The 20583-nt window shown below is 61.3% G+C and carries 19 protein-coding genes and 1 riboswitch; of the genes, 6 read left to right on the top strand and 13 right to left on the bottom strand.

Annotation, left to right across the window (positions count from 1 at the left end):
• Window positions 1–158: 158 nt before the first annotated feature.
• Both ACP26L_RS34515 and ACP26L_RS34510 read right to left on the bottom strand, forming a co-directional pair.
• A complete protein-coding gene (locus tag ACP26L_RS34515; RefSeq protein WP_426450081.1) occupies window positions 159–1022 on the bottom strand; it encodes a hypothetical protein in 864 nt (287 codons plus the stop codon).
• Window positions 1023–1046: 24 nt separating this feature from the next.
• Window positions 1047–1610, bottom strand: coding sequence for a GNAT family N-acetyltransferase (locus tag ACP26L_RS34510; protein WP_426450079.1), 564 nt, complete (start codon window positions 1608–1610; stop codon window positions 1047–1049).
• Between the two features lie 154 nt (window positions 1611–1764).
• Here ACP26L_RS34510 and ACP26L_RS34505 point away from each other — a divergent pair, with 154 nt between their 5' ends.
• On the top strand, window positions 1765–2601 hold the full coding sequence (locus ACP26L_RS34505) for a sulfurtransferase (RefSeq protein ID WP_426450077.1): 837 nt from the start codon (window positions 1765–1767) through the stop codon (window positions 2599–2601).
• A gap of 146 nt (window positions 2602–2747) precedes the next feature.
• On the opposite strand, the gene ACP26L_RS34500 is transcribed toward ACP26L_RS34505, so the two are convergent.
• The 7 genes from ACP26L_RS34500 to ACP26L_RS34470 form a co-directional block, all read right to left on the bottom strand.
• Window positions 2748–3086 carry an antibiotic biosynthesis monooxygenase gene (locus ACP26L_RS34500; RefSeq protein ID WP_426450076.1) on the bottom strand — a complete coding sequence of 113 codons (339 nt, stop codon included), beginning with the start codon at window positions 3084–3086 and terminating at the stop codon, window positions 2748–2750.
• Window positions 3087–3300: 214 nt separating this feature from the next.
• Window positions 3301–3513, bottom strand: a complete 213-nt coding sequence (locus ACP26L_RS34495) for a PspC domain-containing protein (RefSeq protein ID WP_426450074.1) — start codon at window positions 3511–3513, stop codon at window positions 3301–3303.
• A gap of 246 nt (window positions 3514–3759) precedes the next feature.
• Complete coding sequence (locus tag ACP26L_RS34490; RefSeq protein WP_426455214.1) at window positions 3760–4302, bottom strand: FAD-binding domain-containing protein; 543 nt, start codon at window positions 4300–4302, stop codon at window positions 3760–3762.
• 101 nt (window positions 4303–4403) lie between these two features.
• Complete coding sequence (locus ACP26L_RS34485) at window positions 4404–5132, bottom strand: deoxyribodipyrimidine photo-lyase (protein WP_426450073.1); 729 nt, start codon at window positions 5130–5132, stop codon at window positions 4404–4406.
• Window positions 5133–5279: 147 nt separating this feature from the next.
• Window positions 5280–5753, bottom strand: coding sequence for a C40 family peptidase (locus ACP26L_RS34480; RefSeq protein WP_426450072.1), 474 nt, complete (start codon window positions 5751–5753; stop codon window positions 5280–5282).
• A gap of 4 nt (window positions 5754–5757) precedes the next feature.
• Window positions 5758–5892: riboswitch (cyclic di-AMP (ydaO/yuaA leader) on the bottom strand.
• Window positions 5893–6169: 277 nt separating this feature from the next.
• Entirely contained in the window at window positions 6170–6991 is an 822-nt protein-coding gene (locus tag ACP26L_RS34475; protein WP_426450071.1) for a hypothetical protein, read from the bottom strand.
• Window positions 6992–7007: 16 nt separating this feature from the next.
• On the bottom strand, window positions 7008–9209 hold the full coding sequence (locus tag ACP26L_RS34470) for a M1 family metallopeptidase (protein ID WP_426450070.1): 2202 nt from the start codon (window positions 9207–9209) through the stop codon (window positions 7008–7010).
• A gap of 139 nt (window positions 9210–9348) precedes the next feature.
• On the opposite strand from ACP26L_RS34470, the gene ACP26L_RS34465 reads away from it, so the two are divergent.
• Window positions 9349–9864: a YwhD family protein gene (locus tag ACP26L_RS34465; protein WP_426450069.1), complete on the top strand. Its 516-nt coding sequence runs from the start codon at window positions 9349–9351 to the stop codon at window positions 9862–9864.
• A 263-nt stretch (window positions 9865–10127) separates the two neighbouring features.
• Window positions 10128–11573 (top strand): PstS family phosphate ABC transporter substrate-binding protein, encoded by a 1446-nt coding sequence (locus ACP26L_RS34460; RefSeq protein ID WP_426450068.1) that lies wholly within the window; start codon window positions 10128–10130, stop codon window positions 11571–11573.
• Window positions 11574–12131: 558 nt separating this feature from the next.
• On the opposite strand, the gene ACP26L_RS34455 is transcribed toward ACP26L_RS34460, so the two are convergent.
• Complete coding sequence (locus tag ACP26L_RS34455; RefSeq protein WP_426450067.1) at window positions 12132–13001, bottom strand: CHAD domain-containing protein; 870 nt, start codon at window positions 12999–13001, stop codon at window positions 12132–12134.
• A 585-nt stretch (window positions 13002–13586) separates the two neighbouring features.
• On the bottom strand, window positions 13587–15650 hold the full coding sequence (locus ACP26L_RS34450) for a transglycosylase domain-containing protein (RefSeq protein WP_426450065.1): 2064 nt from the start codon (window positions 15648–15650) through the stop codon (window positions 13587–13589).
• A gap of 304 nt (window positions 15651–15954) precedes the next feature.
• On the opposite strand from ACP26L_RS34450, the gene speE reads away from it, so the two are divergent.
• From speE to ACP26L_RS34435, 3 genes are all read left to right on the top strand, one after another.
• Entirely contained in the window at window positions 15955–16782 is an 828-nt protein-coding gene (gene speE, locus ACP26L_RS34445) for a polyamine aminopropyltransferase (RefSeq protein WP_426450064.1), read from the top strand.
• Between the two features lie 46 nt (window positions 16783–16828).
• Window positions 16829–17698, top strand: a complete 870-nt coding sequence (gene speB / locus ACP26L_RS34440; protein WP_426450063.1) for an agmatinase — start codon at window positions 16829–16831, stop codon at window positions 17696–17698.
• A 235-nt stretch (window positions 17699–17933) separates the two neighbouring features.
• On the top strand, window positions 17934–18599 hold the full coding sequence (locus ACP26L_RS34435; protein WP_426450062.1) for a DUF2238 domain-containing protein: 666 nt from the start codon (window positions 17934–17936) through the stop codon (window positions 18597–18599).
• Here the strand turns inward: ACP26L_RS34435 and ACP26L_RS34430 are convergent.
• Both ACP26L_RS34430 and ACP26L_RS34425 read right to left on the bottom strand, forming a co-directional pair.
• On the bottom strand, window positions 18580–19461 hold the full coding sequence (locus ACP26L_RS34430) for a metallophosphoesterase (RefSeq protein WP_426450061.1): 882 nt from the start codon (window positions 19459–19461) through the stop codon (window positions 18580–18582). The two genes, ACP26L_RS34435 and ACP26L_RS34430, sit on opposite strands and share 20 nt — an antisense overlap.
• Before the next feature lie 127 nt (window positions 19462–19588).
• Entirely contained in the window at window positions 19589–20419 is an 831-nt protein-coding gene (locus ACP26L_RS34425; RefSeq protein ID WP_426450059.1) for an AraC family transcriptional regulator, read from the bottom strand.
• Window positions 20420–20583: the final 164 nt, after the last annotated feature.

Below are 20583 nucleotides of genomic sequence, written 5' to 3'. Positions count from 1 at the left end.
AACAGGGACATGTAAGAGGTAGAAGAGACACGCCCGGGCAGGGACCGTGTCTCCGGTTACCGTTATATATCGTCCCGCGGCCGGGTTCTATGAAGGTGAGGCAAGAAAGAATATTACCGGCAAGAAAGGATATCCGTTTCCTTAAAGGAAGGTCGGACTCAGAGCGGATCGGTCCTGCCGTTCACGGTAAGGACGCGTTCGCGTACTTCCACGGGAAGCGGCTTCTCCAGTGCTTCGCGCAGTCGGTCCTTCTGCAGGGGACCGCCGTCCCTCCAGTACGCTTCGATCAGCGCGGCTTTGTCGGCCCGCCCGGGGAGCAGCAGGTACAGCACGTACCAGTCTTCGAGAGACGTGACGGGGATGCCGGCCGGGGTGCCGTACAGCGGCAGCCGCGGCAGGGCTTCCCCCTGCCGCCAGAGCAGGCGGTAGATCCCGGCGCCGTGCCGGATGCCGAAGCCTCCGATGAGGTCGGCGCTGCTCCTCCCGAGCGTAAAGCGGCGGAAGTGCAGCGTGCAGTAAGGCGCTTCGGGCGCGCGCAGCTCGGACGGGCCGAGAGCGCTCAGCAGCTCGAACGCCTGCGGCGCCTGCTCCTCGTCCACGAGCAGGTCGAGGTCGTTCGGGAAGCGGCCGGTGAGCCCCCGGACATAGAGCAGGGCGGAGCCGCCCAGGGCCCAGGGGATGCCGGCGGGGTCGAGTACGCCGGCGATCGCCCGCAGGGCCTCCAGCTGCTGCGGGGGCAGCTTGGCAAGGCCCGGGTCATCGGGTTCATGTGACATCAGGTGGACCTCCTTGGGAGAGGGATGTGTGCGGCGCTTTCGCCGGTAAGCGGCTGCGCCAAGCAATCCGGTGAGGAGCGCACAGCCGCCCTTGAGCATGCCGTACAGGAACTGCCCGAAGACTTCGCTGTCCTTCACGCCGCTGCCGACCGGTCCGATGGCCGGGCGGTAGGCCTCGAAGTAAAACACGATCGAACCAATGAGCAGGAAGGCAGCCCACAGGAGTGTCCCTATCCCTTTTCTCATAATCGGGGTATGCTCCTTCCCTCATCAGCCGACATGATCGGGCGGCACTGGGAGCTCGCTTGTCCACACCATACAGTGGAATTCAGCCGGCCCGTTCGGTGTCATCCGTTCGTACGTATCCGTGATGTCAAAGCCGGCCTTCTCGTAGGTCCGGATGGCCCGGGTGTTCCAGGTCAGCACCTCAAGGTCGATCTCGTGGCCGGGGTTCTGCCGAAGGGCTTCCTCAGCGATTGCACGGACGAATGGGGCTCCGAGCCCTGTGCCGCGCAGGTCCGGCCGAAGTCCGAGCCCCAGCCGCGTGACGCCGGCCATCGGAAACAGCTGGGCGAAGCCCGCCAGCCGGCCCTCTCCATCCAGGACGCTGCGGTACTGTTTTTCGCGAATCTCGGGATCCGCGAATTCTTCGCCACTCGCAAGCATGGTCTCCCAAGGCTTCCAGTTGTAGAGATCATAGGGCGGGGGATAAGTCCAGGCGCAGACGAGCCGGCCATGTTCCTCCGTGAACGGAGCCAGCCGGAAGGCGGCGCATTGCCGGGTGTTCCGTTTGGACAGATGCCGGGATTCTCCATCCGTTAAGCCGCTGGGCATGGTTTTTTGCCTCCTTTGGCGGAGCGGGCGCTCCGGAATGCCGCTGAGAACCGGGCGGTGGCGGTTCACTTTTCTCCTGCTTTCTCGCCGGTCCAACTGGGTGTATACTGGGTACTATACAGCATATCATCCCATGAGAGGAAGAGTGTGGCATATGAAGCATGTGGTTAGCGTGGACTGGCTGTTCGAGCACGGTACGGACGACCGGATGATTCTGGTGGACTGCCGTTTCGTCCTGGGACAGCCCGATGCGGGGCGGATCGCCTACGAGAAGGATCATATTCCCGGCGCGCATTATCTCGACTTGGAGAAGGACCTGTCCTCGGCGGTTATCGAGCATGGAGGCCGTCATCCGCTCCCTGATGCGGAGGCGCTCTCCCGTACCTTCGGCAGCATAGGCATTCACTCGGGTTCGGTCGTGATCGCCTACGACGATCAGGGCGGGGCGTATGCGTCCCGATTGTGGTGGCTGCTCACCTACTTGGGACATGAGCGGGTCTATGTACTCGACGGCGGGTACTCCAAATGGAAGGAAGCGGGCTACCCGGTGACGGAAGAGCCGCCGCTGGTCCATGAAGCGGAATTCGCAGCGAAGGTACGCGGCGAGCTGCTCGTGGACATGGAGGGCGTCCGGTCGCGCCAAGGGCGTCCCGGGACCGTGCTGATCGACTCGAGAGAGGCCAGGAGGTACCAGGGCATCGAGGAGCCGATCGACAAGGCCGCCGGACATATCCCCGGCGCGGTGAATTACTTCTGGAAGGACAGCCTGACGGCGGAGGGCGGTTGGAAGTCGCCGGAGGCGCAGAAGGAGCGCTTCAGTCCGCTGGCCGGGGCCGAGGAGATCATCGTATACTGCGGCTCCGGTGTGACCGCTTGCCCGAACGTGCTGGCCCTCAGCGAAGCGGGCCTGAAGAACGTGAAGCTGTACGCCGGCAGCTGGAGCGACTGGATCTCGTATAAGGACAACCCGGTGGCGGTAGGAGAAGAGTAGCAGCAAAAAGCCCGCGCTCAGGATTCAGGATGAGCGGGCTTTTTGCTTTGCACATGACACGCCGTGGCAGCTGCATTGAACCCCGCGGGTTTGGCATGCCGGATGGAGGTTGTCAGTTGAAGCTGCACGGAGGAGGAGCGCACTCCTTACTGCTCCTGCTTCGCGAACGTCCCTTCGCGGCGGGCCTTCACTTCGTACATGCTGACGGTCGAGCTGATCACATAATCGGGCGGGGTGTGGCCCTTCTTGTCGCGGTGGCCCTGGATATGGGCGGGGCTCTTCTCCCAATTCTTCCAGGCATCGACGGATTCCCAGCGGATCATGGCGACGACTTCTTCCGTGTCTTCTTTCTTCGAGCGGTTGACCATGACGCTGACATCGAGCAGGCCTTCCATCTCATCGATCGGGCCTCTTTGGCTGAAACGCTCGACTACAGCGTCGGCATGGCCTTTTTGAACAACAATCGTGCGGGTTTGAATTAACATGGGAATGATGCCTCCTATGGCGGATTCGGATTCGGCTGACGCTCGGATAATAGATCGGATAATAGATCGGATAATAGATCGGATAATAACCCAATTGTAATTGATAAAGATTATCATTGTCAAAACAAGCAGAGTCTCTTTAGCGTAAGCCCGGTGGGGGCGGGCAGGCGAAAAGAAATAGCCCCTTACCAAGACTGGCAAGGGGCCGGGCTCATCAGGAATGCGGGAAGGTGGAGCCGGAATACGGTTCTTTGGGTACCATGAGCGCCGCCAGGAAGTAGAAGAGGATCAGGCTGCCGCTGGAGGCGAAGGTCAGAATGACGACAAGCACCCGAAGCAGGGTAGGGTCAAGGTTCAGATACTGGGCCAATCCGCCGCACAAGCCGGTGATTTTGTTATCGGAAACCGAGCGGTACCAACGTTTCATAAGAGGAGTCCACCTTTCGATTCGGGAGGAGATTGCGTTCCCGTTTGGTATACCTCTATTGTAACGTCCTCGGGGTACCCCTGAAACGGACCCGCGGTGGGATCAGGGCTGGACCTTGGTCCAGCGGACCGCACAGTCTTCGGACCGGTCCCGCTTCGGCCCCACCGGGTTCCGTTGTGACCGGACGATACGGCCCCGCTGGCGATTCGGCACGCAGACCCGATGCAGCCTCCTCCTGACTGGAGGTTATTCCTGTCCGCGGCGTTCGGACCGCGAGGCTAAGATCCCTTTGTACACCTCGATGGCCCGGGCCCGCGAGGCCTTCAAGTCGACGACCGCATGCGGCCGGGGCAGGTGAATCTCCTTGTCGGACAAGCCGGAGAGCTCCGGGAGCCAGCGGCGGATGTATCCCCCGGACGGGTCATGGGTCTGCGACTGGGTCACGGGGTTCATCACACGGAAGTAGGGAGCCGCGTCGAAGCCGAGCGAGGCGCACCACAGCCAGCCGCCGCGGTTCAGCGCATTGTCGTAATCCGCCAGCTTGTACCGGAAGCAGCGCTCGCCGTAAGGGAAGGGGCAGAGCAGGTTCTTCGTCAGGAACATGGCGGTGATCATCCGCAGCCGGTTCGGCATCCAGCCGGTCACGTTCAGCTCGGTCATCGCCGCATCTACGATCGGGATGCCCGTGCGGGCTTCCGCCCAAGCCTGGAAGCCGTCTTCGGGCAGCACCGACAGATCGTACTCCTGCTCGTAGCGGTAGAACAGGGGGTCCAGCCTCGACTGGTACAAATAAAAGTCCCGCCAGGCGAGCTGGCGCAGCCACGGCTCAACACCGGCGCTGCAGTCCAGCAGCCGCTCGTAGACATGCCGGATCGAGAGGGCCCCGGTGTTCAGGTGCCTTGAGAGACGGCTGGTCTCCCCGCAGTCGAACCGGTCGCGCCCCTGCGCGTAGCCGGACAGCCGCTCGCTGAGAAAGTCCTCCAGCGCCGCTTCCGGTTCGCTGCCCTGCGGCTGTAGCCGGCAGGAGTCCAGCGTCTCCTCCAGTTCCCGCGGCAGCGGGAAACGCTCCGCGAAGCCCTCCGCCAGCGGCAGGGTCTGCAGCCTGCCCACGGTAACAGCGGAGGCCGGGCGGAAATGCTCCCGCAGGTACTCGCGCACCGGCGATAGTACGGCGTGAACACCTTGTACGGCTCGCTGCGGCCGGCATGACGGTGGAAATCGCGCAGGTCCGCCAGGGCCTGCTCGTCCAGAGCGGTGACACGCACGCCCCGCGGGGCCGCCGCTTCCCGCAGGAGGCGGTCCCGGGTCAACGCGTAAGGCGTATGGTCCTCGTGGAACACGAGCTCGCGGATCGCGTGGGCTTCGAGCAGCGCGCCGACCACGGAGGCCGGCTCGCCGCAGAGCAGGTGCAGCCGCTGCCCTTGGGCGGCATACAGGGACTGCAGCCGGGCGGCGCGGGCTAGGAAGCTGCGGCCGCTGTGCTCCCGGTGGCGGTCCCTGCGCAGGAGGAACGGGTCGAGCACGAGCACGTGCAGGGAGGGCGACCCGCAGGCATGGATATAATCGAAGGCGGGCAGGTCGGCAGTCCGCAGGTCTTTGCGGTGCAGGAAGAGAATCATGGGTCGAGGGCTCCTTTCTTGGACGGCGTGCTTGTACTTACCCACGCAACGACAGAAAGCCTCTTGGGCTTGTCCGGCCCGCGAACGGGAGGAGGCCCAAAAGGCTTTCTTCAATAAAAGTAGTAAGGATGGGTGACGCCGCAGATGTTACTTGTCGGTCATGAGCTGCTCGTAGGCAGCATCGGAGAGGACGCGACGGGCGGTAACATACCTTTTGGCGTAATAGCCGTCACTGAGGTTCGTGATTGTTACGCCTTGATTCGTGGCGGAGTGGTAGAACTTGCCTTCACCAACATACACGCCTACGTGGGAGATGCCTTTGCCGTCTGTGTTGAAGAACACGAGATCGCCGGCACGAAGATTGTTCTGGTCCACCCAAGTGCCCATAGCAGCTTGGCCCTTGGAGGTGTGAGGCAGGTCGACACCGAATTTGGCGAATACCCAGGCCGTGTAGCCGGAGCAGTCGAAGCCGCCGCTCTTGGTGGTGCCGGACCATTTGTACGACGCGCCCAAGCCATCGTTGACCGCTGCGCTTAATGGGGTTTCCGCGTAAGCGCTGCCGACGGAAATGCCGCAAAACAAAGATAATGCGAGTGTGAGTCCTACAAGCTGCTTTTTCAAAGAAGTTTCCCCTTCCAAGTGCCTACGAGGTTAGCTGAAGGGTTCGGTTGAAGGTTCCCTATGATCACTCTGAAGCGAGATCAATTCACCCAAAATGGATCCCCCGTTTTCTGAGACAGAAATTCGGCAAAATATTCATTTTTTATTACCGAGTAACTATATTCGAGTAAGTTCGAGTTTCTCCTGCTTGTGTCACAAAGTTGTCACAAACCCGGCGTTTAAAGTGAAACCTTTTGTTTATAGACAGAATAAGGATTGCAAGCGCATACATAAATTTCCGGAAAAGGGTGATTTTCCGGCGTTTACGGCATGTTTACATGGGGATGTCGAAAATACAAAAACACCGCTCCCCATGCAGCAGCATGGAAAGCGGCGTTTCAATTCGAGGCATAGGGGCTGTCCGGGCTTTTCGTTCATCAGGCTTTCTCGAGCCACAAGGCATATTGGGTGCCGATCGCCCATACTTTGAAGAACATTTGGATCAGCCGGTACGCCTGGTAGCCGATCAGGGCCAGGAAGCCGGCCCAGAGGTAGCTGGAGGCCATGACCGCCGCCGAGATCAGCAGGGCAAGGGCCGCCACGGCCGCTCCCGCGGCGACGATGGCGGGCAGATGACGGACGACGAAGATCAGAGCGTAGAGGGACGAGCGTCCGGCTGTCTTCGCAATCTGCAGGAAGAGGAAGAGCAGCTGCAGGAGAAAGATCCACAGGATGAAGAAGACCAGGGGAAGCAGCAGCGCCTTGCCGTAAGACAGGTAAGAAGAGTGCTTCGTATACTGGCCGGCCGCGTAGGGGAGCAGCCAGTACAAGGGAGCGAGCGTCATCAGCAGCTGCAGAACGTAGAGTGAGAAGAAGGGGACGCTGAGCCGGCGTACTCCCTCCACGAACCGGTAGCCTGCATTCAGATCGCGGTTATGCAGCGAGTAGAGTACCCCGGCGTTCAGCACCGGATGCAGCACCATCCGCAGGGCGAGCAGCCCCAGCGCCCACCAGAGGTAGGGCTGGAGAAGGTCGGTTTTCATCAGCTGGAACTGTCCCTCGATCCAGAACAGCTGAACGGCCTCCCGGGGAAGCACTTCCCCGGGGTAACGGTGCAGGAGGGGCAGAACGACCGACTGGATCAGCTTGTAGAGCAGCACGCCCCAGGCCAGATGATAGATGAAGAGGGCGATGACGGCAAAAGGCTGCTTCCAGGCGATCGACCAGCCGTGGGCGATCCGGCTTCGTAAGGCATTCATCTTCGGTCATCCTCCTTTACCATGCGATCCAGCCGGAGAGAACCTCCAGAATCTTAAGCACGCTGAGGTTCCAGCGGACGGACAGCTGCGGATCGACCTCGGTTTTCATGAACGAATTGATCCGTTTGTTCTCCAGCACGATCGTATACTGCGGGTCGATCGATACCCAGGCGAGAGGTGTGGGATGATTGAGCTTGATAAGCACCTCGCTGTCGCCGCCCCCCCAGGTCTTGTCGAGCTGCGTGCCGTCCGTGAAGTGGAAGCGGACCGGAACGCCTTGGACCGAACCGCCCTGGCGGCGGAGCAGGACGCTGTTCTCGTAGTAGGTTTGGCCGTTATCGGTCAGCTTCCGGGCGGTGATGGAGGCGACCGCATAGTCCACCATGGAGTCACCGTAGACGTACTGGTCGAAGAAGCTCTGCCAGCTCGTCTTCGTGACGTCCTCCGCGGCATGCTGGAAGTCGGCCGTCGTCGGATGCTTGAATTTCCAGCGCTGGAAGTACGTACGCATAATCTTGTTCATGGTCTCCGGGCCGGTCTGCCGCTCGATGGCTTTCAGAACGAGCTTTGCGCGCGTGTAGACATTCTCGGCATAATGGCCGTGCCCGTCATAGCTCCATGCGTTTTTCTTCAGGGCCTCGGGGCTGGTGATGTAGCTTGATTCCACGAGGGTATTCGGACGCACGCCGTATTCGGCCTCCATCAGCCGGTCTTCAATATAGGAAGTGAAGCCTTCGTCCAGCCAGGCTTCTTCGAATTCGTTGCTCGCGACCATCCCGTAGAAGAACTGGTGGCCGATCTCGTGCACGACGACCCGCTCAAGCTCCAGGCTCGGGTTCTCCTCGCCTGCTCCCCAGGCGGTGACGAGCGTCGGATACTCCATGCCTCCCGCCCCGTTCCCGTCCTCCGGAGGCACGACCACCGAGAGGGTGGAGTAAGGGTAAGACCCGTACCATTCGGAATAGCGGGCAAGCGCCTTTTTGGCGGCGGTCATATAGCGGGCCTTGAGGTGTTCGTGCTTCGGGTCGAGGTACAGCTTAATGCGTACGCCGGGCAGCTGGGGCGTGGCATAGGGCTCCTCATAATAGACAAAATGCGGGGAGGCCGACCAGGCAAAATCATGCACATCATCCGCATAAAAGGTATGAATCTTACTGGCGCCGTCGTCGACCGGCGGCTTGGTGGGAAAGCCGGTAGCCGCCACCTTATAGTCCGCAGGCAGCTTCAGCTTCACGTCGAAAATGCCGAAGTCGGCGTAGAACTCGGAGTTGCCGTGGTATTGGTGCAGGTTCCAGCCCTCATCGGTGCGCCCGCGGGTGCCTTGCGGCTCGTAGACGGCGACCTTCGGGAACCACTGTCCCGCCATGACGAAATCGCCGGCATACCCCATCCGGGCGAAGACCTGCGGCAGCTTGACCGTGAAGTCGGTGCGCAGGGTGATTTTGGCTCCGGGCTCCACGGGCTTTGGCAGCGGCACCCGCAGCAGGGTGCGGTCATCCTTGTTGCCGTCATCGGGCTGCACGTACTCGGCAGTTCCTCTGAGTTCGGCTTCCGACCCGTCGAGCATCTTAATGGAGGATACCGTCAGGCTGCCGTAGCTGCCATCCTTGGAAACGTCGCTGCGGAGCTTGCCGCCGGATTCCCGCATGAAGGTCGATTTCTTGGATTCGAAGGCGTTCGGGTACAGGTGAAAATACAGCTCGGACACTGGCACGCTGCCGGGATTGGTCCAGGTCAGTGAGGAGGTGCCTGTGATCATCTTGCCGGTGGCGTCGTATTCCGCGTTCAGGTGGTATTCCACGATCCGGCCGGAGAGCGGCTTCGGCGCGGGCTTCTCTGCCGGCTTGGCCGGCAGGCTCGGCGGCGCAGGCGTTGCCGGAGGGGCCGTCGGCGCTGTCGGCACCTCAGCCGCAGGTGCGGCACGGGCGGCAGCCGGACGGGCTTCCCCGTCAGCAGGCAGCCTCAGGCCTGTGGACGATCCGTCCGCCAGCCCTTGGGCGAGCGGCGGGGCCGGTGCGGCCATGACGCTGTGCGAGGCCGCGGGCCTGAGCATCGGCGGCCCGCCGCCGCTGTCCGCAGCCACCGCCCATGCGGTAGTCCGCTTGTCCCCCGCGGGATTGTCTGCGAGCAGCAGGGTATGGGTAAGCAGCACGGCGCCGCAGGCTGCGATCAGAACGGCGCCCCATGATGTGATGGAGGCAGGTAGTCGGTTTTTCATCTCATATTCACCCCGTTGACAAGCATCTACAGCATGTATATGTAAGTGGACAGGGGATTATTTCTCAGGGGGCCAAAATTGTGAAAAACGGGCTTTTGCATTATGATAAGAAAAAAGATGATGTGGAAGGTGGCGCCTCATGGAGAACAACGGAAGCGGACAGGAGAAGGAAAAGAAGCTCCCTACATTAAATATCATCTCGCAGAAGGAAACGAAGCACCGCGGCTATGGGCAGGGCTCCATCGACCTCAGCCAGCTGTCGGGCGTCATTATCGACGGGGACGAGGTGTATCTCGACGATGGCACGCTTCATGCGAAGAGCAAGATCGAGAAGGGCATCAAGTTCACGGTGAACGCCGACGAGGTGCCGAACGGGCGTCCCTGCTGGATCGTGTGGGTGGCTGTGGACTTCAAGGAAGAAGGCAAGTACTATGCCGGCGTGACGTCCTGCGCCATGACGGTGGATCCGGAAGCGCGCAAGGGCTGGAAGATTCTCGCCGATCACGTCAACCGGATGGACTATGCCCTGAAGCGCCGGGTGATGGTCGATAACCTGGGAGAGGCCGAAAAAATCAAGCTTCGCGACTTCCTCGCTGCCTGGGATCCGGGCATGTGGGAGCGCTCGGATGGGGCTCTGAAGGAAGCTTTATCCTAATTTTGTCGATTATGTGACGGTCTTGTGTCACCCCTTGTAACAATGTATACTAGTCCCTAGTATATACACCATATACTAGGACAGCAGAAAGGCAGGCCTTCGGGTCTGCCTTTTTGTGTTGTTTTGCCGTGGTTTGGGAGCGCTGTCTTGGTCGGTGGAAGGGATGAATGCATAGGTTTTGCAACCTATTTATTGGTAAATTCGTTACTACACATAGAACAGCGCGGCTGGTTGTAGAGGGGGAGAAGCACATCGAAAATGAAGTGAATCTGAAGCCTGGCCGGAAGGACAAACCAGGGATAGTTTTTGTGCTGCAGTGGGGCTTCCTGTACGGTGTCATGTACCTGCTGGGCCTGTTGATTGTGGGCTTTCTGACCGGTTCGGAGCCCGAATTGCTGCACCGGTCCTGGAAGAGAAGCGATGCGGGCGTCGGGGGGCTGATGCTGCTCTATTCCCTGGCGATCGCATGCCTGTTTGGCCTGTATGGGTATGGGTCAGGCCGGCAGGACGGGCTGAGGGTGGGCCGGCAGATCCTGGCCGTGCTGCCCGTCACCCTGCTAGGCACGGTGATCTGGACGCTTACGTTCACAGGGCGGACCGGTTCTGTAGCGGAGTTCACGGATATGAGCTGGCTGCCGTTCACATTGTTCACTTATTGGGCGGCGCCTCTGTACGAGACTTCCCGGTTTTATATACATCAGGGGACCCCTATGAAGGTAACGGCGCTCGTCTTGTCGCTGCTCCCGGGCGTGTCGGCGGTCCTTGGGACCTGGCTTCACCAAGCGGCGGCAGGTAACCCTCAGCGGCTTCGGCGGCTCCTCCTTCCGCTGATGATCCTGTCTGTGCTCACGGGGGCGATGGCTCTGACGCTGGAGCTGCTGCCGAAGCGGACACCGTTCACCCCGCAGACTTATCCCAAGGTGGATGGAGCCACCGCCGCTCTTCCCTTCGGGCGGCTGATGCTGGGTGAGCTTACAGGGGTCAACCGGGGGATGGCTTACGAGGGTGTGCAGTTCAACACCACGCATGAAGCCTACTTGAACCTCATCAAGCGGGAAGCGGATTTGATCCTGGTCGCAGGCCCCTCGGAGGAGGAACGGCAGCTGGCAGCGGCGGCCGGGGTGGAGCTGAAGCTGACCCCGCTGGGCCGGGATGCGTTCATTTTCCTCGTCCACCGGGAAAATAGATTGGAGGGCGTGAAGGCGGAGGACCTGCGCCGTATCTACAGCGGCGAGGTGACGAATTGGAAGGAGCTCGGCGGGGCGGATGAGCCCATCACGGCGTTCCAGCGGGAAGCGAATTCCGGTTCGCAGACGTACATGGAGAAGAACGTCATGAAGGGGCTGAGGATGGCGGAACCTCCGAAGGACCGGAAGCCGAGCGGCATGGGCGGCCTGATCGAAGCGGTGGCGGACTACCGCAATGCACGGAATGCGCTAGGCTACTCCTTCTATTATTATGCGAGCGAAATGAACCGCAGCGAGAACGTAAAGTTCCTGGCGGTAGACGGGGTGCAGCCGAACAGGGAGAACATCCGCAGCGGGGCTTATCCGTACACGGCCGTGCTGTACGCCGTGACCCGAGGGGATGAGCCGGCCGATAGTCCGGCGGGCCGCCTGCTGCAGTGGCTGCAGAGTGACGCGGGAACACAGGCGATTGAGCGCGGCGGCTTCGTCCCGGGGACCGGCACGGCTGCGGTGGAGGAGTAAGGCGGTGAGGCAGCGCCGGAGTGAAGGTCGGACCTTGGTTGGCGGAGGGCAGCACCGCCGGACTTCCTCCGGCATGGTGCCGCGATCAGGAGAAGAAAGCTGCGTTGGCGGGGAGGCTGCTGCATTGGGAGAACTGCGGAAGCTGGCTGGGGGCTTGCCCTGCGGAACGGTACAGATTCTCCATCCCACAGAAGCCTCCACCCGGACACTATCCGGATGGAGGCTTTGTTGTACGTGCGCTAGATCCACACTCCTTGGAGAGTGCGAGCCTGGTCGCGCCCGCGTTCTTCCGGCAGACACGGGTATGAGAGCCCCGCCGGAGGTGGCGGACAAGCCCATGGGGCACCCATTGTCGGGTTTGTCCAAGAACAAATCCCGCCTAAGGAGGCAGGTCAGAATACGATGCTGGAATGGTTCAACGGCCTCAAACTCCACGTGTGCGTATAAGCACTGTGAGGTGGTGGCCAGCAGGCCTGGCGCCCTTTTATCTGCAGGACTTCCGGAAGCCTAAGGGGATGTCACAAGCCTTCGATGCCGGCTGCCCGGTTGGGGCAGGCATCAATCCCGCTCGTCGAGATCCGCCAAGGATACCTCCCGGATGCGACGCTCCATCTCCCCGCGCAGCCGGTCGGTCATCCGCCGGTAGACATCCGGATCGATGCCGAGTGCCTCGGGGTTGGCGTCCTGCCACTGGGCCAGACGCACCCGGCTGTCGTTGAGCGCGCCGAGCTCCTCCTGCAGCGGTTTGACCGGCAGGAAGGACAGCGCGCCGCCCGGCAGCGGCTTCAAGGCAAAGTCCGCCTCCGAGGTAACGTAGCGGATCTCCTTGACGATCAGCCTCGCTTCGTGCAGCGTCTCGGCGAGATCGAGCCCGCTCGTGTCCGGCTGGGCGGCGAGCTCGCGCAGTTCGGCCTGCTTCGCCTCGAGCTTCGCTTCCAGCCGCCGGAGCTGGGCCGTGGCATCGACGGATAGCGCCTGCTTCGGCAGCGCACCGTCCAGGTAATCGTCCCAGCGGCGCCGGAACTTCCCCCGCAGGGCGGGGCGCAGCCGCTTCTCGAGCTTGGCGGCATAGCGCAGCCGCCGGTCCCGCAGCAGCTTGAGATACCGCTTGAGCATCTCGGCGGTGTCCCCGTCCGGTGCTTCCTCCTTACGCTGCACGAAGTCTGCGATGAGGACGTCGCTGTCGCGCACCCTGCCGAGTGCCTTGAAGGCACGTTTGAGCGGAACGCGCAGCGCTTCCCGGTCATCGGGATCGAGCAGCTTCAGCAGGGTGAGCAGCTTGCGGCAGTGCACCCGGGCCTGATGCACATCCTCCACGTCCTCGTAGCGGTAGGCTTCCTTCGCGAAGCCGGCGAACTTGCGGTAATGCCGTTTGAGCTGTTTTTTCCATTCCCGGTACGTTTCGGTCTTCTCCTGAAGGGTCTCCATCGCACATCTTCCTCTCCGTGTAAGCTGGTACATTCCGTTTATAGCGAAAGGTATGTACTTACCCATACACCTGCAGGAGAGGAGTGAAACAGCCCGGCGCCCCATCCGATGAAAATCATCACCTACCTGCCCCAAATTGGCGCTGCTCTTTGTTATATGATGGTTCACATCACATAACCGGAAAAGCGTCCATCCACTGCTGCGCACCTCACCATATGATGAAAATCACCACATACCCGCCCCCAAATGCCGCCTATCCTCGTTATATGATGTTCCACATCACATAACCGCTGGAAAAGCGCTCATCCACTGCTGCGCACCTCACCATATGATGAAAATCACCACATACCCGCCCCCAAATGCTGCTGATCCTCGATATACGATGTTCCACATCGCAAACTTGCCAACCCCCGCCAATCCCGCTGGCGCATCCATCTCGAACCCCCGCTTCACGGCCTCTGCAGGGCCCGCACTCCGCCTTTACTCGCGTATGCCCGACTTCCGTCGTCCGCACAGCGCAAAAAAGACGGACCGGCGATCCTGCCGCCAGTCCGTCCATCCGCCGTCTTCAAACGCATGGCGGCTTTACGAGCCCCACCACCGCTTGAGATCCTGCCACCACGTGCCGTTCTCCTTGCGGGCATCGGGCTTCGCAGCATCGTTCTTCGCCGGCTGCTCCGTGCAGTACTCCGTCGGCTCCGTCCCTTGAATGAAGGCCTCAAGCCGCGGATTCGGGCAGCTCTCGTTCGCCAGCTTCCCGGTCTTCGGGTCGATGTAGACGCTGCTCACGCCCTCCGGAATTGGGAACAGCTTGGGCGGCACCGCCTCAAGCGTCCGTTCGGTGAACTCCGCGAAGATCGGAGCCGCCAGGTGCGATTCGATCGTGCCGATGGTCTTGTCCTTATCGTAGCCGACCCATACGGCCGTCGACAGCTCCGGCGTGTAGCCGACGAGCCACGCGTCCGAGTTGGTCGTGCCGGTCTTGCCGGCCACCGGCCGCTTCAGCACGCTGGAGACGCGGCTGCCGGTGCCGCCCTGGTCGAACACGCTCTCCATGAGATGGGTGAGCACGTAGGTGTAGGCCGGCTCGATCACCGTCTCCTGCTGCGGCTGCGCTTCGTAGAGCACCCGGCCCCGCCGGTCCTCGATTCGCAGGATCGCTGTCGGTTCCGTGCGCACGCCCTGGTTCGCCAGGATGCTGAACGCGGACGCCATCTCGAACGGCGACACGGGGAACGTGCCGAGCGCAAGCGACGGCATCGGCTTCATCGGGCTGGTGATGCCCATCCGGCGGGCCATCTCGATCACCCGGTCAGGCCCGGCTTCAAGCACGGTGTGCACGGCGAAGATATTGTCGCTTTTGGCCAGCGCCGTCCGCAGGTCGATCCAATCGAAGAACTTGTTATCGAAGTTGCTCGGCGTATACGTTTTGCCGTCCTCGTAGGTGAAGGTCGTCGGCTCGCTCTTGAACCGGGTGACTGCCGTGAAGCCCTTCTCCTTCAGCGCCGTCAGGTAGACGATGGGCTTGAAGGACGAGCCCGGCTGGCGTGTGGCGCTCAGCGCCCGGTTGTACTGGCTCTTGGCATAGTCCCTGCCGCCGACCATCGCCTTGACATAGCCGGTCCGCGGATCGATGGACACGAGCGCCGTCTGCAGCTCCGGATAGCTCTTGAGCTGCTCCGCCACGACCTCTTCCGCCACTTTCTGCGCATTGAGATCGAGGGTCGTGTAGATGCGCAGGCCGCTTTCCTCGAACTCCTTCTCCTCGAGGCCGAGCAGCTCGGTAGCCGCTCCCCGCACATAGTCGCGGAAGTAGGGAGCTGTCACCGCCTTTTTGCTCTCGAGAGGGAGGATGTTCAGCTTCTCTCTTCCGGCTTCATCGGCCTGCCGCTGCGTGATGTATCCCGCCTCGACCATCGTCTGCAGCACCGTCTTCTGGCGCTCCAGCGACTTATCCATATCATAGTAAGGCGAATAGTAGCGGGGGCCCTTGGGCACACCGGCGAGCAGGGCGCTCTCGGCCAGCGTCAGGTCGGAAGCCGCTTTTCCGAAGAACAGGTGCGCGGCCGCCCCGATTCCGTAGGTGGCATGCCCGTAGTAAATCTGGTTGAGGTACTGCTCCAGAATCTGATCCTTGCTCATCTGAAGCTCCATTTGGACGGCGTAATACGTTTCCTTGGCTTTGCGGGCCCAGGTCCGCTCGTGGGTGAGATACAGGTTCCGCGCCAGCTGCTGCGTGATCGTGCCGGCGCCCTGCACCTTGCTCATATGCTGGAGATTCACCCAGGCCGCCCGGGCGATGCCCTTCGGATCGAAGCCGTAGTGCTCGTAGAACTTGCGGTCCTCGATGGCCAGCGTCGCCTGGATGAGGCTCGGCGCGATCTCCGGGAGCGTCACGGCCTGCTTGTTCTTCGTGCTGCCGTACGCTTCGATGAGCTCGCCGTGGATATCGTACATTTCGGAGGCGGCCGCCAGCTTGGAGACCGGAAGGGACTGGGACCGCATGAAGAGCAGGCCGACCACCGCTGCGGCGGCGCCGAGCATCAGGCAGGTGAAGACGAATGACATCCAGCCTCTCCAGCCGCGGGCTTTACGGTACACGGGCTCTTTTTCCGCGGGCGTCTGTTCCTTATAACGTGTGCTCCTCATGGCCTGTGATCCCTCCGTTTCCATTGCATCCCCTGCGGCGGACGCCCGGATTAGCAATAAGTTCCATTCACCAGTATGGAAAAAGAAAGGAGAGCCTATTCACCCTTGTGTTAACGCAGTGTAAAATTTTTGGGCAGCCCTGCGCATCGCAGCCATTCGGCTTGCAATTTCAGGGAGAAATACTATAATACAATGTGACATGCAAGAGGACAGGCTGAAAGCACGCGAAACCCCGGTGTAACTTACTTTCCGGCAAGGGTCCGGCCCAGGTCGAAGGCTCTATACGAAAGGTGGAATACTCAAAATGGAATTGTGGTATACGGAGAAGCAGACGGATAACTTCGGCATTACGGCCAAGATCACCGAGACGCACGTAACGGAGAAAACGGATTTTCAAGATCTGGCGATGATCGAAACGGCGGAGTGGGGCACGATGCTCGTGCTCGACGGCATGGTCATGACGACGGTGAAGGACGAATTCGTTTATCACGAAATGGTGGCGCATCCGGCGCTCAATACGCACCCGAATCCGAAGCACGTGCTCGTGGTGGGCGGCGGCGACGGCGGCGTGATCCGTGAAGTGCTGAAGCACCCGGAAGTAGAGAAGGCGGTACTGGTGGAGATCGACGGCAAGGTCATCGAATACTCCAAGAAGTATCTTCCGACGATCGCCGGCGAGCTGGAGAACCCGCGCGTGGAAGTTATCGTCAACGACGGCTATATGCACATCCACGACCACAAGAATACGTACGACGTCATTATGGTCGATTCCACCGAGCCGGTCGGCCCGGCCGTGAATTTGTTCACCCAGGGATTCTATAAAGGCATCTACGATGCATTGAAGGAAGACGGGATCTTCGTCGCCCAGACGGACAACCCTTGGTTCAAAGCGGAGCTGATCCAGACCGTCAACCGTGACGTGAAGGAGATCTTCCCGATCGTGCGCGTATACTGCGCGAACATTCCTACGTACCCGAGCGGTCTGTGGACCTTCACCCTCGGCAGCAAGAAGCATGATCCGCTGCAGGTGGACGAGACGGCGATTCCGGAGATCGACACGAAGTACTACACGCCGCGCCTGCACAAGGCCGCCTTCGCTCTGCCGAAGTTCGTGGAAGATCTGACGAAGTAAGCCGCGCGCACCCGAATCCGCTCATAGCGAAGGAGAACCTGATTTCATGAGACTCGACCAAAAATACTCCGGCAACGTGTTCATCTTGAGCTCGGACGACTATGCGGCATCCCGCGCGGTCATCTACGGCATGCCGATGGACTACACGGTATCGTTCCGTCCCGGCTCCCGCTTCGGCCCTACGCGCGTGCGCGAAGTGTCGATCGGCCTGGAAGAATACAGCCCTTATCTCGATAAAAGCCTGGAAGACATCACCTACTTCGATGCCGGCGATCTGCTTCTGCCTTTCGGCAACGCGGGGCGTTCGCTCGAGATCATCGGTGAGTATGTGAAAGGGCTGCTGGATGACAATAAGTTCCCGTTTGGCCTCGGCGGGGAGCACCTCGTCTCCTGGCCGGTCATTCAGCAGATGTACGCGAAGTATCCGGACCTGGCGATCATTCATTTTGACGCCCATGCGGATCTGCGCGAATCCTACGAGGGCGAGCCGCTCTCGCACTCGACGCCGCTGCGCAAAGCCGCCGGCCTTATGGGCGGCAAGAACATCTACCAGTTCGGGATCCGTTCCGGCTCCCGCGAAGAGTTCGCGTATGCACGCGAGAACATCAACTTCCACCCGTTCGAGGTACTCGAGCCGCTGAAGAAGCGTCTGCCGGAGCTCGCGGGCCGTCCGGTCTATCTCACGATCGACATCGACGTCCTCGATCCGTCCTGCGCACCGGGCACCGGTACCGCCGAGCCGGGCGGCATCACCTCGAAGGAGCTCCTGGATGCCATTCATGCGATGGCGGCCAGCGACATCAACTTCGTGGGTGCCGATATCGTGGAAGTGGCGCCGCATTACGACCACTCGGAGCAGACGCAGATCGTCGCATCCAAAGTGATGCGCGAGATTCTGCTCGGCCTCGTGAAATAAGCTTGCTGCAGGCGGATGGATCCGCCTCGGAAGCACAACCCCAAAAAGGCTTCCCGCCATTCAAGCGGGAAGCCTTTTTGTTGTTAGGGTCGGCGGGGCATCGACAAGAAGTTCCGTGCTCCCAAGCCTGGCTGCCTTGAGTCTCCCTTATCCACCCAGTACTAGAAAAAGTTAGTACTTCTGCTCCTGGCGGCGGACTCATACAATGGACCTCAAAAGAGAAGGGGGTCCTGCCATGCGTCACTTAGAGAAAAGGGAAGGCATCATCGTTTCGGAATATGAGGGAGCTTCGCCGCCCTTTGTCCTGCGGCTCGCCGGGGCCTACACGGCGTTCTGGCTGTGGATGGCCTACGCTCCGCACCACCGGTCCGACTGGCTGCTCGAGAATCTGCTCGTATTCGCCTGCGCCGGTCTGCTGGCCGGCACGTACCGGAGGCTGCCGTTAACGGCAGCCTCCTACGTCCAGCTGGCCTTGTTCCTGTCGCTGCACGCGTACGGCGCCGGGATCTCCTACGGCGCGACGCCGCTCGACCCGTGGCTGCAGGCGGTCTTCGGCGGCGGGCGCCTGCCGTATGACCGGCTGGTGCATCTCGCCTACGGGCTGCTGCTCGCCTGCCCGGTGGCGGAGGTGCTGGTGCGCACGCTGGGGCTCCGGCCGGCGGCGGCCCGCGTGGGTGCGGTCCTGCTCGTTCTCGCGACCGGCGCGTTCTACGAGCTCATCGAGATGTGGGTGGCCGGGGCGGTGGCACCCGAGCTGGGTACGCTCTTCATCGGTACGCAGGGCGATCCGTGGGACACCCAGCGCGATATGGAGCTGGAGCTGTACGGGGCCTCGGCGGCTGTGCTGGCCTCCGCCTGCCTTACGCGCTTCCCACGCAGGCCTAGGCTTTCCGCAGGGTGAAGACCGACAGCTCCGGCCGGCAGAGGAAGCGCACCTGGTGCTGCGAGACGCCGATGCCGCGGTTGACGTACAGCTGCAGCTTGCCCCCGCCCAGCTCGTAGCGACCGATGACGTACTTCTTGGAGAATTTCGGCGTGACGACATGCCCGTAGAGGGGCAGGCGTACCTGGCCGCCGTGACTGTGGCCGGACAGCTGCAGATCGACCGGGAACTTCAGCGTTTCGTCCGCGAAGTCCGGGCAGTGGGAGAGCAGCAGCGTGAACTCCTCGGGCGCCGCACCGTTCAGGGCCTTATCGAGGTTCGGCTTGCCGTGCCACTGGTCTTCGACCCCGGCCAGCCACATTGCGCCTCCGCTGCGCTCGACCCGGAGGCCAGCGTTGCGCAGGGTTTTGAAGCCGGCGCTGTTCAGCACCTTCTCGACGGCGTTCGGCCCGTTGAAGTAGTCGTGGTTGCCGAGCACGGCATACCGGCCGATCGAAGCCTGGATGAGCGAGAGGGCCTTCACATAGGCGCCCCCGGCCTGCCCGACGGCGTAGTCGACCAGGTCGCCGGTGAAGCAGACGATCTCGGGATTTAGCCCGTTGATCGTCTGGGCGAGCTGCTCGAGGGCCGGCGCATCATAATGAAAGCCGAGATGCACGTCGCTGAACTGCACGAGGCGCAGGCCGTCCAGCTCCTTCGGCAGCCGGGCGCTGGTCAGGGTGACCTCGTTGATGTCGAGCCACTTCGGCTCGGCATACCTGGCGTAGGTGTAGGCCGCCGGGGCCGCGATCAGGGCGCCGGCTGTGGTCACCGCGGCCCTCTTCAGGAAGGAGCGGCGCGACAGTTTTTTGGATGGCTGAGAGGGGATGTTCGGGTCCATGTTGCAGGTCCTCCATTATGTATGATTTTCCATAGTTGATGGATGGGGTGGGATAGATTCATAGGATAGTTTCATAGGATAGTTTCATATATTGGAATGCGCCGGGAATTCTCCTCGGAGATCGGTGCTATCTCGGGCTGTGAATTTTACGGAAGCGGCTTGGCGTAAGGCCTTCCTGCCCTTTGAACAGCTTGATGAAGTAGCTGCTGTCCTCATACCCGACCCGGGCGGCTACGGTTCGCACTTCAAGAGCGGGCTCCTGCAGGAGGAGCTCCTTGGCTTTGCGGAGCCGGTACAGGGTCAGGTAGGCGAAAGGGCGCATCCCGAGCGTCTGCTGGAACAGCAGGCAGGTATGCTGGGGCGTAACCCCGAGCTGCTCCGCCATATCCTGAAGCGAGACGGGCTCCGGATAATGCTCGGCAATATAGTGGAACACGGGTGCCAGCTGCTCGTAATGCTGCTCCTTCGAGCGTACTTCGGAAGGGGATGCGTACAAATATAAGTCCAGGATGAACTGGTAGGCGAGGGCGGAGCTCTCCAGCGCCGCGCGGGGGTCCTTGGAATCCGTGAGAAGCAGGATGGCATGCATGCGGCTCAGCAGAAGCTCCGGGCTCGTTAGATAGAGGCCCTGTGAGGCGTTCAGCCGGCTGGCTCCCAGCATTTCTTTGACATAGGCGCCGTCGAAGCTCACCCAGCGGACGGTCCACGGCTCTTTAACCGGGGCGTACCGGTGTGTCTCATGGGGATAGAGCAGCATCCCTTGGCCGGGTCCGACGCTGTGCGTACGTCCACCGGCCTCGAACCAGCCGGCCCCTTGTACGGTCTGGATCCACTGAAAGTGGGGAAAACCGTCCTCGCGCTCCATCGGCTCCTGGTGGTTCCATCCGCCGGCTCCGGTGACGTAGACGGGCAGCGCGCGGTCGGTTTCGGTAACGACGCGGAATACGTTGCAATCCATGGCAGGCTCCTTGGCGGTGTGGGAGTAGATTGAGGCTGCCTTCTTTATGCAGCGCTATGTACATCTTAACAAGAAACCGGCCGGAAAGGAACTTGGGCTCAGCGTGCTTCAGCTGCAGAGGGGGCGTGCATGCGGATTCGGGCTGATCCGTTCCGCAGCCGGCA

It is taken from the genome of Paenibacillus sp. S-38 (assembly GCF_049942825.1).
Classification (GTDB): domain Bacteria; phylum Bacillota; class Bacilli; order Paenibacillales; family NBRC-103111; genus Paenibacillus_G.
The sequence above is the reverse complement of the archived record's forward strand: the minus strand, read 5'-3'. Positions and strand labels throughout refer to the sequence as shown.